General features: G+C 64.8%; 10 protein-coding genes. 6 read left to right on the plus strand and 4 right to left on the minus strand.

Going from position 1 to position 16,052, the window contains the following annotated elements; all coding sequences use genetic code 11:
• Positions 1-9: 9 nt before the first annotated feature.
• The 4 genes from treY to glgX are packed head-to-tail and all read right to left on the minus strand — an operon-like array spanning position 10 to position 8,942.
• Positions 10-2,781, minus strand: coding sequence for a malto-oligosyltrehalose synthase (gene treY / locus EC845_RS02960; RefSeq protein ID WP_123295714.1), 2,772 nt, complete (start codon positions 2,779-2,781; stop codon positions 10-12).
• Positions 2,778-4,955 carry a 4-alpha-glucanotransferase gene (gene malQ / locus EC845_RS02965; RefSeq protein WP_158615596.1) on the minus strand — a complete coding sequence of 726 codons (2,178 nt, stop codon included), beginning with the start codon at positions 4,953-4,955 and terminating at the stop codon, positions 2,778-2,780. Before malQ ends, treY begins: the two co-directional genes overlap by 4 nt.
• Positions 4,952-6,775 carry a malto-oligosyltrehalose trehalohydrolase gene (treZ, locus tag EC845_RS02970; RefSeq protein ID WP_123295716.1) on the minus strand — a complete coding sequence of 608 codons (1,824 nt, stop codon included), beginning with the start codon at positions 6,773-6,775 and terminating at the stop codon, positions 4,952-4,954. Before treZ ends, malQ begins: the two co-directional genes overlap by 4 nt.
• Entirely contained in the window at positions 6,762-8,942 is a 2,181-nt protein-coding gene (gene glgX, locus EC845_RS02975; protein ID WP_123295717.1) for a glycogen debranching protein GlgX, read from the minus strand. The genes treZ and glgX overlap by 14 nt, the downstream gene beginning before the upstream one ends.
• A gap of 575 nt (positions 8,943-9,517) precedes the next feature.
• On the opposite strand from glgX, the gene EC845_RS02980 reads away from it, so the two are divergent.
• The 6 genes from EC845_RS02980 to EC845_RS03000 all read left to right on the plus strand — a co-directional run bounded on the left by EC845_RS02980 (position 9,518) and on the right by EC845_RS03000 (position 16,037).
• Positions 9,518-10,489: a ferritin-like domain-containing protein gene (locus EC845_RS02980; protein WP_123295718.1), complete on the plus strand. Its 972-nt coding sequence runs from the start codon at positions 9,518-9,520 to the stop codon at positions 10,487-10,489.
• A 331-nt stretch (positions 10,490-10,820) separates the two neighbouring features.
• Complete coding sequence (locus EC845_RS02985; protein ID WP_148077230.1) at positions 10,821-11,192, plus strand: hypothetical protein; 372 nt, start codon at positions 10,821-10,823, stop codon at positions 11,190-11,192.
• Between the two features lie 150 nt (positions 11,193-11,342).
• Entirely contained in the window at positions 11,343-12,074 is a 732-nt protein-coding gene (locus EC845_RS22035; RefSeq protein WP_148077231.1) for a hypothetical protein, read from the plus strand.
• A gap of 194 nt (positions 12,075-12,268) precedes the next feature.
• Positions 12,269-12,844: an Imm42 family immunity protein gene (locus EC845_RS02990; RefSeq protein WP_123295720.1), complete on the plus strand. Its 576-nt coding sequence runs from the start codon at positions 12,269-12,271 to the stop codon at positions 12,842-12,844.
• A gap of 437 nt (positions 12,845-13,281) precedes the next feature.
• Positions 13,282-14,919: a rhodanese-like domain-containing protein gene (locus tag EC845_RS02995; RefSeq protein ID WP_123295721.1), complete on the plus strand. Its 1,638-nt coding sequence runs from the start codon at positions 13,282-13,284 to the stop codon at positions 14,917-14,919.
• Between the two features lie 230 nt (positions 14,920-15,149).
• Positions 15,150-16,037, plus strand: a complete 888-nt coding sequence (locus EC845_RS03000) for a LysR substrate-binding domain-containing protein (protein WP_123295722.1) — start codon at positions 15,150-15,152, stop codon at positions 16,035-16,037.
• The last annotated feature ends 15 nt before the right edge of the window (positions 16,038-16,052 follow it).

The following is a 16,052-nucleotide window of genomic DNA, read 5'->3' on the forward strand; positions in this document are numbered from 1 at the left end:
CCTGGCTCATCAAGCTTGGCGAAACCAGATCGAAACGGGGAAATCCGGTGCGAGATCCAGGGTAGCCTCGGCCGAACCGGTCACCCGGTGCCAACCCTGCCTGGACCACCCGGCCGGCAGCACGAGTTGTGTATCGCCCCATTCGAGCACCGGCCAATCGGCAGAGCCGGGAGCCAGCAAGCGGGATGCCCGCAGCGGGACGGCCACCAGCAGCGCCTGATCGCCGTGCTGGCGGGCAAATGCAAACACATGCGCCGCCTGCGCACCGCTGGCCTGCAACGGCAGATAACTGCCGTGCGCGAACAGATCGGCGTGCGCCTTCCTGAGCTGCAGGACGTCCTCGATCAAGCGCTGCTTGACCTGGCCTTCTCGCCACCGCCGGCGCAGCTCGTCGCCGGTCCAGGTCGCCACCTCGTCGAGGCGCCGGGATGCGAAGTCCACGGCGCGCCGGTTGTCCGGGTCCATGAGACTGAAATCCCAGCGTTCGTTGCCCTGGTAGAGATCCGGCACGCCCGGCACGCAGAGCTTGAGGGCCGTTTGGCTCAAGCTGTTGAGCAGGCCGGGCTTTTCCAGCCGCTCGCGCACGAAGGCGTGGATGCGCCCCAGCAGGCCGCCGTGCGCCCCCGGATCGAGCAGGCGGTCGAGATACGCTTCGCAACGGGCCTCGTAATCGACATCGGGCTCGAACCAGCTCGAGGCCTGCTTGCCTTCGCGCAGCGACTTGAGCTGCCAGGCTTTCAGGCGCTGGCCGTAATCGCGCAAGCCTTCGCGGTCGTCGGGGGCCAGGGTGGGCGGCCAGTGGCCGACCACGGTCTGCAGCAGGACATAGGCGTGCTCGGCCCGCGGGGCATCGTCACGGCCTGCAGCGGCGGCTTCGAGCCACGAGACGGCGGCAGCCGTCCACTCGGGAGCCAGCTCGCTGAGCGCGGCGATGCGTGCGCGCGCGTCCTCGCCTCGTTTGTGATCGTGGGTGCCGGTTGCCAGCAGGCTGCGCGGCAAGGTGCGGGCGCGCTCGATCCACAAGGCCTGTGCGGCGTGCGGAGACAGAGAAAACGCATCGGGCTCGGATCCCACTTCGTTGCGCGACAGCAGGCGACCGTAACGGAAGAACGCCGTGTCCTCGACCGACTTGGCGGCCAACGGGGCGGTGAGCTGCTGGAAACGGCGCGTCACATGCAGCCGATCGCGGCAGCGGGCGCCGGTGTGCTGCCCTGCGGGCATGCGCCCCAGGGCATCGCGGATGGCTCCCAGCAACTGCCGGTCGCCGGCCTGCAGCCGGGTGGCGGCCGCGCCGGCGGCATGCGCCATCACCGCCTGGTCGGTGGGCGAGAGCCCATTGGCGTCGACATAGGTCCGATAAACCGCCACATGCAGAAGCAGCTCGCGCAGCACACGCCGAACCGCCGGCAGGGCCCAGTCGCCGCCGCCAGACCTTCGGGCGTCGTCGCGCAGGATCGCCTGAAGGCCCCGTGCGATCGCTTCGGCCTCGCCGGCAAAATGCAGGTCGATCAACTGCCCGCGCGCCTCGTGCACGTGGTTCGCGAAACGGCTGGGCGAAGCACCGATGTGCTGCCAGGCCTGCAGCAGCGGCTGTTCACCGGCCGGGTCGTGCAGCAGCGCACCGACCTGGTCCATGAAATCGTACCCGGTGGTGCCGTCCACCGGCCAGCGCGGATCGAGTGTTTCATCGGCAGCCAGGATCTTCTCGACCCAGATCAAGGGCGGCTGCCCGCGCAGGGCCTCGGGCCGCTGCGGCTGCAACTGGGCGAGCCGGGTCCGCAACTGGTGGAGATATGCAGCCGGGTCGGCCAATCCATCGATGTGGTCGATGCGCAATCCGTCGACCAGGCCTTCGGCGTACAGGCGAAACGGCAACCGGTGAGTGGCTTCGAACACCTCGGGCCGCTCGACACGCAAGCCCGCCAGATCGGTGATCTCGAAAAAACGCCGCCAGTTGATGGCCTCGGCTGCCGTGCGCCACCAGGCGAGCCGGTAATGCTGGTGCTCGAGCAGTTGCGACAGCCGTGTATGGGCGCCCGCCCCGCCGCCCTTCTCATCCGGCCCGAAGGCGGCCAAGACCGAGCCGATCTCGTCCCGGCCCGCCGGCGTACCCCAGGCCTGTTTCAGGCATTCGTCCATCAGTTCCCAGCGCTCGGGCTGCGGTGCATCGCCACCTCCGCAGGCCTCCACCAGCCCCGGCAACAGGGGGCCACGCGAGGCCTCGGGCAGCGCCTGCAGCAGCACGGCATACGAGGGCGGTGTCACGGGGAAACGGGCGGCGTGGTAGGCCACCTCGAACCGGCCTGCGTCGCCATCGAATGCCAGCCGCACATGCCCGGCCGAGAGCTCGTCGTGCAGATGGCCACCCAGGAAAGGCGCCAGCAAGCGCTGGTCGAGTTCGGTGTCCGTCTGGTCCCAGTCGATATCGAAGTAGTCGGCATAACGACTGCGCCGCCCCCATCTCAGCACATCCTGCCACCACGGATTCTCGGGGCCGGTGGCCATGTGATTGGGCACGATGTCGAGGATCAGCCCCATGCCGGCCGCACGCAGGGCCGATACCAGCCGGCGCAGAGCCGCCTCGCCCCCCAGGGCGGGACTCACGATGTCGTAGTCGATGGTGTCGTAGCCATGCGTGGAGCCGCTTCGCGCCTGCGTCAGGGGCGATGCGTAGAGGTGGCTGACACCCAGCCTGGCGTAGTAGTCGACCAGGGGCAAGGCATCGTCGAGCGTGAACTGCTCGTGAAACTGCAGACGCACGGTGGCACGCGGGGCGGTCATGTCGAGGTCTTTCCGGCAGGTGGCGTATCGGGGTGGCGCAGCGCGGCCATGCGTCGCGCCACGGCGGGCTGGCTGAACACCGCATGCGATTCGCAAGGCAGGCGCTGCAGCCAATTGGGGTGGGTGCCCACGGTTCCCGGCAGATTGGGCTGATCGCGCAAGGCCAGCACGTCTTCCATGGATACGATGACCAACGGAGCAGGCGTCGCGGCCAGCCAGGCCAGGATCTCGGCGATGGGCGGCTGATTGAAAGGCGGCAGCGGCGTGCGGGCAAAGCCGCCGTCGGTCAGGGCCTGCCACAGCAGGCGCCTGTCGTTTTCCCTCTTGCGCCGCTGCACGGCAACGTCGGCATCGGCCAGCAGATCGGAGGCCGCACGCGCCCCGATGTCGTGCCCCGACCACCAGCCCGCGATGGTGGGCAAATCGTGGGTGGTGCTCATCGCCGCCGACTGAGGGCTCCAGTCCTGCGGCGGCAGCCAGCGGCCATCGTCGCCCTGCGTGAACCACAGCACGCTCATGCCGAGCATGCCGGCCTCGGCCGTGCGCCGGTCGAAATCCTCGGCGACGGTGCCCAGGTTCTCGCCGATCACCACGGCATCGTGCCGCCAGGCCTCGAGCGACAGCAGATTGAGCATGTCGTCGAAGGGGTAGTCCTGATAGGTGCCCTGGGTGGGCGATGCACCGTCGGGCACCAGCCACAGGCGCTGCAGGCCCATGGCATGGTCCACCCGAATGCCGCCGGCATGCCGGAACGACGCCCGCAGCATCTCGATGTACGCGGCGTAACCGCCCGACCTGAGTGCACGCGGAGAAAACGCGGTCAGACCCCAGCTCTGCCCCTGCGGATTGAAGAGATCGGGCGGCGCACCGGGTGACAGTTGCCGCAGCATCACATCCTGCCGGCTCCAGGCGTGGGCCCCGCACGGGTCCGTGCCGACCGCCAGATCGGCGATCAGGCCGACGGCCATTCCGGCCGCACGCGCCCGGCCCTGTGCACGTTCGAGTCCGCGATCGGCCAACCACTGCAGAAACAGATGGAATCGCAACGCATGCGGCTGCGAGGCGGCCATCTCTCTCACGGCCTCGCTCTCGGGATCCTGCCACTCACGCGGCCAATCCTGCCACCGGGCTGCGGCGCGGTCGCTGTGGCCCATCTGGTAAGCCTGCAGCATCTCGAAACAGGCGTGCCGCCACAGCGCTTCGCCGCCGTGCTCAATGAAGCGGGCGAACGCTTCGCGCAGCGCTTCATGACGGTCGAGCGGCGAGCCCTCGGATCCGGTGCTTTCGAATCGCTCGAACAAGGCCCGCAACACGGCCAGCTTGAGCCGTGCGGCTTCGGGCCAATCGATACGCGGGCTCTTGCAGGTGCTGCGGAAAAGCTCGCCCAGACCCTGCTCCTGCACCAGCTCGGTCACGACCTCGGTGCCGAACAGCTCGGCCGGATCGATCAGCCAGGCGTTGAGGAACAGCCGGCTGGACGGTGCATACGGACTGTAGCGATCCGGATAGGCTGAAAAGCCCGCGTGTACGGGGCTGATGGCCAGTGCCGCAGCGCCCTCAGCTGCGGCCTGTTCCGCCAGCACGGCGAGTGCCGAGTAGTCGCCGACGACGTCGAGGGCATCGCCATTCGGCTCGCGCGGTGCCCGCAGGCTGTACACCTGCACGCCCAAGGCCCAGGGGGTTCGACCGGTGACCGGATCGGCCGGCGGGCAAGCCGGCATGCGCGGCGGCGCCACGGCCAGCACCACCTGCCGGCCGGCGATGTCGAGCCGGTGGTAGCCCGGCTGCGCGGGCGCATCCAGCGACCATCGGCCATCGCGGGTGCGCCAAGCCTGCCCGGTGTGGGTCTGGCCACCTTCGCACTCCACACGGTAGTCCAGCGTATCGATGGCCTCGGACCAGTCGAAGAACACCAGCCCGCCGGCTCGGGCACTCAGCAAGGGCGGCAGCCGGAGCTGTTCGGCCTTCAGCTCGTCCAGGCTCTGACGTGCCTGTTCGGGAGTCGCGCAAGCAAGCCCCTGTGCCGTCAGCACCGTGCGCAGCGTGTCCGGCTCGACGGCATGCTCGACCTGGTCGCCATCGGTCCAGTGCGCATGCACGCCGGCTGCATCGGCCAGCGCAAGCAGATCGGCATTGGCCGTGGCGGCTTCATCGGTGGGTTGTTCAGGGATCAAGATGTGGCCTCCTCCATCAGCCAGACACGAATGCTGAAAGGGGGCGAGACGCCTTGATCGTGAGACGCCTGCACCCAGGGCGCACCCCCGCGTTCGGCCCACAGCAGGCGGACGCGTGCCGGATCGAACGACGGCACTTCGGCCCCCTCGGCCCCGAGGTTGATGTCCATGCGCAAGACCACGCCATCGCCCAACCGCCAGCGGGCTGTCACCGCGGCTTCGCCTACGGCCTGGGCGCCCAGCGCACGTGCGCCGGGCAGCCGAGGCGAGATCTCTTGCGCGCGCACCTGCAGCAACTGCTTGTACAAGGCTTGCCAGGCGACGCCGTCGGCGTCCACGGGCGCTTGGGGCGGCACACTCGACTCGAAGGTCGACGCGGCATTCGGATCGGGAATGCGCGCCCGCTGCTCGGGATCGGAAAAAGCCGCGAAATGTGCGAATTCGCCGCGGCGGCCTTCCCGCACGGCGTCGGCCAATTCGTCCCGGTGATCGGTGAAGAACAGGAAAGGCGTGCGCGCCCCGACTTCCTCGCCCATGAACAGCAACGGAATCTGCGGGCAGAGCAGTTGCAGGCCCACGGCGACACGAAGGGCCCGGGCATCGGCCAAGCGCACAAGCCGCTCGCCCAATGCCCGATTGCCGACCTGATCGTGGTTCTGCAGAAACAGCACGAATGCCGTGGGCGGCAGATGGGCGCTGGGCTCGCCGCGGGATTTGCCTTTCTTGTGCAGCGACGGCTGGCCCTGGTAGACAAAACCTTCGCCGAGACAGGTGGCCAGCAACCGAGCGGGCTGCTCGCGGTAATCCTCGTAATAACCTTCGGTTTCCCCGGTGAGCAACCGGTGCAGCACGTTGTGGCCGTCGTCGTTCCACTGCGCGCTGTAGCCCTCGCTCAGGCGATGCGCGGCATTGAGTTCGTTCTCGAGCACCAGATGGATAAGGCGGCTGCGATCCACACGGCTGTACAGGTACGCGGGCAACTCGTCGAGCCAGTCGGGCGAGGTGATGGCATGGACCGCATCGAGCCGCAGACCATCGAAGCGAAACTCGCTCAGCCAATACAAGGCGTTCTCGGCGAAGAATCGCCGCACCGGGGGTTGCCGGAAATCGATGGCAGCCCCCCACGGGGTCGACACGTCGTCGCGGAAAAACGGCGCGGCATACCGAGGCAGGAAATTGCCATCGGGACCGAAGTGGTTGTAGACCACGTCCAGCATCACCGCCATGCCCAGTCCGTGCGCGGTATCGACCAGCGCTTTCAGTTCGTCGGGCGTGCCGTAGCGGGCGTCGGGTGCGTAGGGCAGGACGCCGTCGTAACCCCAGTTCCGACGGCCCGGAAAATCGTTCAGCGGCATCAGCTCGATCGCGGTGATGCCCAACGCGGCCAGGGCCGGCAGTCTTCGAGCGGCGGCCACGAAGCCGCCGGCCAGGCCCACATGCATCTCGTAGAGCACCGTTTCGTGCCACGGCCTGCCGCGCCATTCAGGGTGTTGCCAGGCATAGGTCGAAGGGTCGTCGGTGACGATGCTGGCGCCGTGTACGTCGCCGTCCTGGGCGCGCGAGGCCGGATCGGGCACGGCCAGGCCATCGGGCAGTACATAACGGTAGCGCGTACCGACCGCGCAGGGCAGCTCGAGCGCATACCACCCATCCGCCTGCGGCTCCATGGGCCGGGGCGGCGCGCCATCGAGTTCCAGTCCGACCGCATCGACACTGGGCGCCCACAGCCGAAAAAGCACGACGCCGGGCCGCACGACCTGGGCACCAAAAACCGCGTCCGGGCGGCTGGCGGAAGAAACAGCGGAATCAGGCCGGGTCATGGGGAGAGTGCTCCGTAAGGTCAGGACCATGGGAAGAGGCCGCAGGCTGCGAAGGGGCGTCCTGGGAGGCGACGCGACCGGCCAGCAAGACGACCGAGCGCCCTTCCACGTCCACGGCCTGCCCGGGTGCAAGCTCGTGCGCCTGCTCGCCGGGACGGCCGCTGTCCAGCAGCAGGCGCCAATCCAGCGCGGGTTGCGGCAAATGAAAGAGCTGGCTGTGTTCGCAACCATTGATCAGCAGCAAGGTGATGTCCAGGCCGCCGTGGGTGTCGTGCGCCACGCGCCGCAGGCCCAGCGTGCGGCTGTCCGCGTCCTGCCAGGCCCCGTCGGATTTGGGCTGGCCATCGGTATCGAACCAGGCGAGTGCCTGCAGGCCATGGCCCATGTCTTCTTCTTGCACGAGGTAGTTGCGCGACCGCAGGCTGGGGTGCCAGCGGCGCGCTGCGGTCAGGCGCCCGACGAACCCGGCCAGGGCCGAACCGGCGGGCGATCGCATCTGCTGCCAGTCCAGATAGGACAGCTCGTTGTCCTGGCAATAGGCATTGTTGCTGCCGTGCTGGCTGTTGCCGAACTCGTCGCCCGCCAGCAGCATGGGCGTGCCTTGCGACAGCATCAGCGTGGCCAGCATCGCGCGCTTGACGCGCTCGCGCAGAGACACGATGCCCTCGTCGTCGGTCGGTCCCTCGACACCCCAGTTGTTGCTGAGGTTCTCGTTGTGGCCGTCGCGATTGCCCTCGCCGTTGGCTTCGTTGTGCTTGTGGTTATAGCTCACCAGATCCTGCAAGGTGAACCCGTCGTGCGCGGCCAGGAAGTTGATGCTGGCCCAGGGCTTGCGGTGGCGTTTGTTGAACAGATCGCCGCTGCCGGTAAGGCGTGCCCCCAGTTCGCGCAACTGATGGCCGTCGCCGCGCCAGAAGCGCCGCGTGCCGTCGCGGAACTTATCGTTCCACTCACCGAATCCGGGCGGATGGTTGCCGACCTGATAACCGCCCGGCCCCACGTCCCAGGGCTCTGAAATCAGCTTGAGGGTGGAGAGCTGCGGATCCTGCCGGATGGCATCGAAGAAGCCGGAGCCGGGATTGAAGCCGGTGCCCTCGCGTCCCAGCGTCACCCCGAGGTCGAAGCGGAATCCGTCGATCTGATAGGCGTGGGCCCAATAGCGCAGCGAATCCATCACCATCTGCAGCACCCGGGGGTGCGACAGATTGACCGTGTTGCCGCAGCCCGTTTCGTCGATGTAATACCGCTCGTTGCCCGGCACCAGCCGGTAGTAGCTGGCGTTGTCCAGGCCCCGCCACGACAGCGTGGGCCCCAGATGGTTGCCCTCGCAGGTGTGGTTGTAGACGACATCGAGAAACACCTCGATGCCGGCCGCATGCAGCCGCCGGATCGCCATGCGCATTTCCTTGATCTCGCCGGTCGAGAGATACGAAGGCTCGGGAGCGAAGTACGACAGCGTGCTGTAGCCCCAGTAATTGCGCAGCCCGCGCTGCAGCAGGAACTGGTCTTGTGCGAACGCGTGCACCGGCAACAGCTCGATGGCGGTCACGCCCAGGCGCTGCAGATGTTCGATGAAGTAGGGATCGGCCAGCGCCGCGAAGGTGCCGCGCGCATCGCCCCGCACGTCGTCGCGCTGGGCCGAGACGCCGCGCACATGGGTCTCGTAGATCACCGTGTCGGCAAAGTCGGTTTCGGGCCGCCGGCTGCTGCCCCAGTTGAAGTTGTCCTCCACCACCACCGATTTGGGCATCGCCGGCGCGCTGTCGCGGCGGTCCAGGCTCAGGTCGGCCTGCCGATGGCCGATGCGATAACCGAACAGCGCATCCGTCCAGCGCAACTGGCCCAGCATCTTCTTGCCGTACGGATCGAGCAGCAGCTTGTGGGGATTGAAGCGGTGGCCGTTCTCGGGCTCGTACGGACCGTGGGCGCGGTAGCCGTAGACCAGGCCGGCCTGCGCGTCGGGCAGGTAGCCGTGCCACACCTCGTCGGTGCACTCCGGCAAGGTGAAGCGGGCGATCTCCTTGCGGCCGGCGGCATCGAAAATGCACAGGTCGATGCGGGTGGCGTTGGCCGAGAACACCGCAAAATTCACGCCCAGGCCGTCCGATGTGGCGCCCAGCGGATAAGGCTTGCCCGTGGCCAGCCGGTCGGGAAACGGCTTCGACATGGCTGCTGTTCCTTTGCATCGAGGCGATTCTTGTGCCGAATCCAGGCTCCCCCCTGAAGCGCCCGGATCCGGAGACGGTGGACCGGCCGGAGCTCGACCACCGTCCAAACTGGTCAGAGTATGCAGAGGCCTTCGTGCACGCTCTGTAGGCCAACAGCCGTGTCGGGCTGTCTGACCGCGACGCTATTTCACGTTGTGCAGACGCGCCAGCCGGCCCGCACGTCCGCAGCATAGTCCATGCAGGGCCGATCGAGGGGCGAACACGTTCCAGAACCAGCCCGCACCGGGCGTCAGGGTGGCAGGCCCAGCGGCCGGCACGCTCGGCGGTAATCAAAAAGACTTCGGGCGGGCGCGTGCGCTCCCTCGTCGAAAAAGAATGGCCGTCGACTGCATCCACCCGCCGGCGGCCTGCGTACAAGGTTCTGAAACCCTCGGCTCCTCGATGGCGGCCTTCAGGTTTCGCACTTCGGATGCCGGTGATCTTGTCCGCGCAGGCGGCCACCGGCATGCGGTTTTGAGGCAACGGCCGTCGCGGCCCGGTCCCGATCGGCTGCGCGGCACAACGGAGAACTTCCATGACCGAGACAACGAACCTGGTGGGTGCCCTGCAGCAGCGCGAGATCAAACGGGCCGAACGGCGCCATTTCTTCCGCAAATCCAGCGGCTTTGCGCTGGGCATGGCCGGTGGCGTGATCCTGGGTGCGTGCGGCGGCGAGGGAGACAACGCCATCGCCCAGGAAAGCAAGCCCACCGATGCCGAGATTCTGAACTTTGCCCTGAACCTGGAGTATCTCGAAGCCCAGTTCTACCAATACGCCGCCTTTGGCGTGGGCCTGAGCGCCAACATGCTCGGAGGCACCGGCAGCCAGGGCGCCGTCGTGGGTGGCAGCGCGGTCGCCTTCAAGGACCCGGTCGTCGCGCAATACGCCCGGGAAATTGCCAAGGATGAACTCGACCACGTGCGTTTCCTGCGCGCGGCACTGGGATCGTCGGCCGTGGCCCAGCCCGCCATCGACATCAGCGGCACGGATCCCAATGGTGCGTTCTCGGTCGCCGCCCGCGCAGCCGGCCTGGTCGGTCCGGGCCAGGTCTTCAACCCGTACGCCAGCGACGAAGCCTTTCTGCTCGGTGCCTTTCTGTTCGAAGACGTGGGCGTGACGGCCTACAAGGGTGCATCGCCCCTGATCGAAAACAAGACCTACCTGGAAGCGGCTGCCGGCATCCTGGCTGCAGAGGCCTACCACGCGGGACTGGTTCGCACGGTGCTGTATTCGAAGGGCCTGGCCACGCCCAGCCTTCGGACCTCGGCCGATGCGATTGCCAAGGCCCGCGATTCGCTCGACAACAGCCGCTCGCAGGACCAGGGCATCACGGGGACCAGCGACACCTCGAACATCGTGCCGCTCGACGACAACGGCATCGCCTACAGCCGGAGCCCGGACGACGTGCTGAACATCGTCTACCTCAACCCCGGTGCCGTGACGCGCGGCGGCTTCTTCCCGCAAGGCGTGAACGGCGCGCTGAACATGAGCAGCGCCTTCGCCTGACGCAGCGCCTGCCGGCCCTTTCTTGCAGCGACAGGGTCGGCTGAACCCCACAGAGAAAAAAGAAAAGGCGGGCCTGCACGACGCAGACGCGCGGCCCGATCCTTGTGCCTGAAGCAGCCTGTCCGTCTCAGGAAATGACGTTCCCCTATGGTTTTGGCCATACGGCAGAACGTTCATTCCATCCGAGATCGGATTTATGGCACTTCATGGTGACAAGACGCTTGAGCCAGGGACTTGCGGCATCGTCGCCCCGGCAAATGCGGGCACACCCGTGGCTCGAAGTGCGTCACGCCAGGCCTGCAGCCGACCCCTGATCGCTCTTGGGTTGTGCGTGGCCGCTGGCACGGTACTGGCCCAACCGGATCCCGCGCCGCAGCAGCGGCGGCAATCGCAGCGGGACCGCGAACAGCTCGAACAGTTGCTGAATCCGCCCGAGGCTCACCTGCCGGCAATGCCTCCATCGAACGAGAGCGCGGCGAGATTCGACGAATCGGAGCGGCCTTGCGTCGTCATCCGGCAGTTGCGCATCGCCGGCATCGACAGCCACACCGAACACCGCTCCGCCCTGTTGGCCTGGCTCAGGCCCCATGCCGACGGGACACGGCTGGGCGATGCGGATGCGGTGGAAGGCAAGTGCCTGGGCGAATCCGCGCGATACGTCTCGCTGGGCCACTTCGGATCGAGTTATAAGCCAGCACATTGACGCCCTGGACACAAGACGCGGCGCGGTGAACGATGCGACTGCAACAATGGTTCTCGATTTACGAACACAACCTGGCGGAATGAACTCTGCGCAATGGCTGATTTCGTATGGAACCAAGCGAAATGTTCTCGTGAGAATTAAGGAATTTAAATGAGCAAAATCGGACTAGAAGTTGTTTTTAAAACAGAAACCGTCAACAAAATAGCATTACTAAGGAATGTGCTCAGATTAATGCGGCAAGACGGAATGCCTCTTGATTCACTTGAAACCAGATATGGTCATATCGACTCCGCCACCTACATGAGCCTAGTTGAAAAGGAGGGGGACTGGGTCTATGGATTTGAAACACCTGATATCGAGATCATACACGGAGAAAGCGGCGGCTTCGATCTATACAAATTGATCGCCATCGAGAAAACCATTGAAAAAGTCATCACCCCATCAAATTGGGCTCAATATTTCACTTCAGAACAAGGATTCTCTACATGTCGAGTTTTTGATGCAGACTTTGATTTCTGGCAAAATACTACCAATCCCATTGAGTATCAAAAATCAGGTCGATCTTACGAGAAAAATGAATTAATTTCAAATAATCTACCCTACCCACTCGAAGATAAGATAGTTGATATTTCAAAAAATCCGGGAGTGAGAATTTTCCGAAAAGGCTACATTGAAGCCATTGGATTCGAGATGTGGCTGAGCGATTGCTTCTTCAATGCAATTGAAGGCTATTCCACTAAACGATTGCAGGCTGCTGGCTGGTCAGTACAGCAGTGTACAAATGGGGTGATCCATCTTAGCGTCAAGCCTATTGAGTTAAGCGATCACGGCGACATCGAGAAACAGCGAGCGCTGAGGGCAGCGTTGTTTGGGGGGCCTTGATTCAATTGACAAGGGAGCTGTCGCCCGATATTTGGCGGGCTGACGGGCAATTGGAGCTCCAGACTCGCCCTCCGTTGACGAGCACGACATCGTCGTGCGGGTACCTAGCGGTGACAAAACAATACCCTTGAAATCAACCCTGATTCCTGGGGAAATCAAAAAATTGGCAGAAACACGGAAAAAGGGTTAATAGAATGATTATCGGCGACCCCTTCGAACTTGCGTTATGGATTGACGCACATCAATCCTGGCACTCCGGTCCATTTGTGGATGGACTCTTCATTCTTTGCGTGGACGGACATTACCTGCTCAATAGGAAATCAACTTCAATCCGGGCAGTCACCCTATCCAATGAGCAGTATTGGTGGACTGAGAGACTTGATCGCATCCGCGCGCTGCCTGCATTTGACGCATCCAAGTTCACTCCAGAAGATTTATTCATCTCTGCCGATTATCCACTATACGAAGCCACCTATCAATTTAATGGCAAAAGACTGCCCACTCAAGCGCGACCCCTTGACCAAATTCCTAGCGTTCATCTCACCCCCACCGAGACCCTGGACAACGACTGGAAAGTCTATTTATTCAAAGATGACATTCTTCTTAAAGACATTGTCATTTATGCATATCGAGATGGGCAAGACATTGAAGTGCATCGAAGGGAATACAGCTATGGCCGGATCGGCGAAATAATCGAAATGTTCATCGACGGTCTGAGCGCTGCACTGGCGAAACCAGCGCCTGCGCAACTTCACTCACCGCAAAGTTGACACGACCTCTAGACAGTCGCAATGGTGCAGCCAAGGTTCAACGGCATGACCTTGGCCATCAACCGGCAACAGCAAAAAAACCGGCTCAGATACGACATCCACTCTTCAGACTCGGGCCATCACTCATAAACGATTTGAATGTATACGGCAAAGAAAAAGTCGTAATCGAGATGCCCTGCCGTCATAAGCCATTGTCTGAATTGATGTCTTGGCGTCGACAGGCCATGTCATTGTTTTTTCCTGATAAGCAAATAACGGATTGAGCGCTTGCCGATCGAGGGGAGTCTCTTAAAGTTTATGCAAACCGGCCTCCTCTCTCGGCGTCCCTTCGCCAAGCGGCAGGTGCGCCGAATCACACGTCTCGCTGTTGCAGTCGATTTCACTTTCGCGAACGCGATACGCACGTGCGCGCCAATTTCAGTTCCACTTCATTCCGTATGACCCTCACCCTTGCTGCAGCCGCCCCTATCGTTTCCAGCGCCACACTCGGTCCCGCCACGCTTCAGCGCTGGCTCTCGGACGGCCAGGAGATCGCTTTGCTCGATGTCCGCGAGCATGGGCAGTACGGCGAGGGCCGGCCTTTCTTCTCGGTCAACGTGCCCTACAGTCGACTGGAAGTCGAGATCGGGGAACGGGTGCCGCGCCTGGCGACTCGCATCGTGCTGGTGGACGACGGCGATGCCGAGGGGCCGAGCGGCGTGGCATGGCGCGCGGCGCAGCGGCTGCTGGCGCTGGGCTACACGCAGGTTCATGTGCTCGACGGCGGGGCGAAGGCCTGGGCCGAGACGGGCCATGCGCTCTTCAAGGGGGTGAATGTGCCGTCGAAGACGTTCGGCGAGCTGATCGAGCATGCACATCACACGCCGTCGATCGGCGCCGACGAGCTGCATCGCCGTCTGCAGAGCGGTGAGCCGTTGCTGCTGGTCGATGGCCGCACGCTGGCCGAGCATCGCAAGATGACGATCCCCGGCGCGCTGCCGATTCCGAACGGTGAACTGGCGGCGCGCATCCACAGCGTGCTGCCCGACGACACGACGCCCATCGTGGTGCATTGCGCGGGCCGCACACGCAGCATTCTGGGGGCGCAGATATTGATCGATCTGGAGCTGCCGAATCCGATCCACGCCCTGGAGAACGGCACCCAGGGCTGGCGGCTGGCCGGCCTGGATCTGGAGCACGGCAGTGCGCGCGAGCTGCCGCCGCTGGCACCGCCCAGCCCTGCGCTGTCGGCACGGCGGGCCTCGGCGCGGAAGCGGGCGTTGCGTCACTCCGCGCCGCTGCTGACGGCACAGCAGGCCCAGGCCTGGCTGGACGACACCGATCGCACCACCTATGTGCTGGACGTGCGCACGGCGGCCGAGTCTGTGCGCCAGACCTTGCCGGGCGCACGCCATGCCCCCGGGGGACAGTTGCTGCAGGCCACCGATCTGGTGATCGGCGTGCGGCACAGCCGGGTGCTGCTGTTGGACGACGATGGCGAGCAAGGCCTGCGCGCGCCGGTGATCGCGAGCTGGCTCAGTCAACTGGGCTACGACACGGCCACGGTCGAGCACGGCATTCATGCACCGCTTCGTGTGCCGCCGACTGCCGTTCTGCCGCCCCTGCCCGGCCTGGCGCGGGCGCAGGGCGAGCTGCTGACGGCCAGGCTGAGCGCGCAGCCCACTGCGGCGTCGCATGCGCTGGTGGACTTGCGCGCCAGCCTTGCCTATCGCAAGGCGCATGCACGCGGAGCCCGCTGGGGCGTACGCCCGCGACTGACCCAGGTGACCGGCGGCGCGCAGGTCGTGACGCTCATCGTCGACGACGAACACATCGCGCAGCTGGCGGCCATCGACCTGCGTGAACAGGGCATCGGCGACATCGCCTGGACCCGCCCGGCCGATCTCGAAGCCATCGGCCATCCGCTCGAATCGACACCCGATCAGCCGGCAGATGCGGAAGCGATCGACTATCTGTTTTTTGTCCACGACCGCCATGACGGCAACCTCGAGGCGGCCCGCCGCTATCTGGCCTGGGAGATCGGCCTGATCGCGCAATGCCAGCCGCAGGAGCTGGCGGCGTTTGCCCTGGATTGACGTCCGGTGCAGCCGGCACGCTGCGACCGGCATGGCCGTTGGCCGTTGCCGCGGGCACGGCACCCTCGGCCATCCGACTCACCACCTATGCATATCTGAAAACCGAATAACGGACTCGCGGCTTATCGCATAAAGTAGCGACGGCGCCGGTCGCGAGCCTGCGTTCGTTTGGATTCCATTGAGCCCTCCCTGCGAGGGCTCTTTTTTTTACGACAACCTGAATTCGGACCATGGCCTCTCACCTCGAGCTCGATCTGCTGCGGACTTTCGTGGCGATCGACGACCACGGGACTTTTGCCGCCGCCGGTGCCGCGTTGGATCGCAGCCAGGCGGCAGTCACCCAGCAGATGCAGCGGCTGGAGCAGCAGACGGGCAGCACGCTGTTCGTGCGCGAGGGGCGCTACAAGCTGCTCAGCGAGCAGGGACGGCATCTGCTGCATTACGCCCGCGAGATGCTGGTGCTCAACGACGATGCCCTGCGGGCGGTGTCCGAGCAGTCGTTCAGCGGCACACTGCGCATCGGTTCGCCTCACGACGTCGCCGACACCATCCTGCCGCCGATGCTCAGCAGCATTGCGCGCTCGGCCCCGCGGCTGAAGCTGGACATCCAGGTCGGCCGCAGTCCTTTCCTGATGGAAGCGCTGCACCGGGGCGATCTGGACATGACGATCTCGACCCGGCACGACACCAGCCTCGACGGCGTCACGCTGCGAACCTCGCCGACGCTGTGGATGTGCTCGGCGCAGTTCACGCACGATGCCCGGCAGCCGGTGCCGCTGATTCTCATCGACGAACCCAGCATCTTTCGCCGGCTGGCGCTGGAGGCGCTGGACCAGCATGGCCGGCCCTGGCGGCTGGCCTACAGCGCGTCCAACCTGATCGGCGTCAAGGCGGCGCTGAAGGCGGGCCTGGGCGTGACGGCACGCAGCATGGAACTGCTGGAGCCCGACATGCGGGTGCTGGGCCAGGCCGACGGACTGCCCAAGCTGCCCGATGTGACCTACTACCTCTGGACCAAGCGGGCCCCGGCGAAAGCCATGACCCGCGAGCTGTTCGACCTGCTGGCCAATCTGCCGGGCGCGACTAAACCGCAGCGCAATCTTCAGTTTTCCGGATGAACTCATAAATCCAGG

It is taken from the genome of Comamonas sp. BIGb0124 (genome assembly GCF_003752175.1).
Classification (GTDB): Bacteria; Pseudomonadota; Gammaproteobacteria; order Burkholderiales; family Burkholderiaceae_C; genus Comamonas_F.

Excerpts from the sequence above, each read along its gene's own strand:
- EC845_RS02995 (WP_123295721.1), top strand. The coding sequence starts at position 13,282 with ATGACCCTCACCCTTGCTGCAGCCGCCCCTATCGTTTCCAGCGCCACA.
- EC845_RS22035 (WP_148077231.1), top strand. The coding sequence starts at position 11,343 with ATGAGCAAAATCGGACTAGAAGTTGTTTTTAAAACAGAAACCGTCAAC.
- glgX (WP_123295717.1), bottom strand. The coding sequence starts at position 8,942 with ATGTCGAAGCCGTTTCCCGACCGGCTGGCCACGGGCAAGCCTTATCCG.
- EC845_RS02990 (WP_123295720.1), top strand. The coding sequence starts at position 12,269 with ATGATTATCGGCGACCCCTTCGAACTTGCGTTATGGATTGACGCACAT.
- treZ (WP_123295716.1), bottom strand. The coding sequence starts at position 6,775 with ATGACCCGGCCTGATTCCGCTGTTTCTTCCGCCAGCCGCCCGGACGCG.
- EC845_RS02980 (WP_123295718.1), top strand. The coding sequence starts at position 9,518 with ATGACCGAGACAACGAACCTGGTGGGTGCCCTGCAGCAGCGCGAGATC.
- EC845_RS03000 (WP_123295722.1), top strand. The coding sequence starts at position 15,150 with ATGGCCTCTCACCTCGAGCTCGATCTGCTGCGGACTTTCGTGGCGATC.
- treY (WP_123295714.1), bottom strand. The coding sequence starts at position 2,781 with ATGACCGCCCCGCGTGCCACCGTGCGTCTGCAGTTTCACGAGCAGTTC.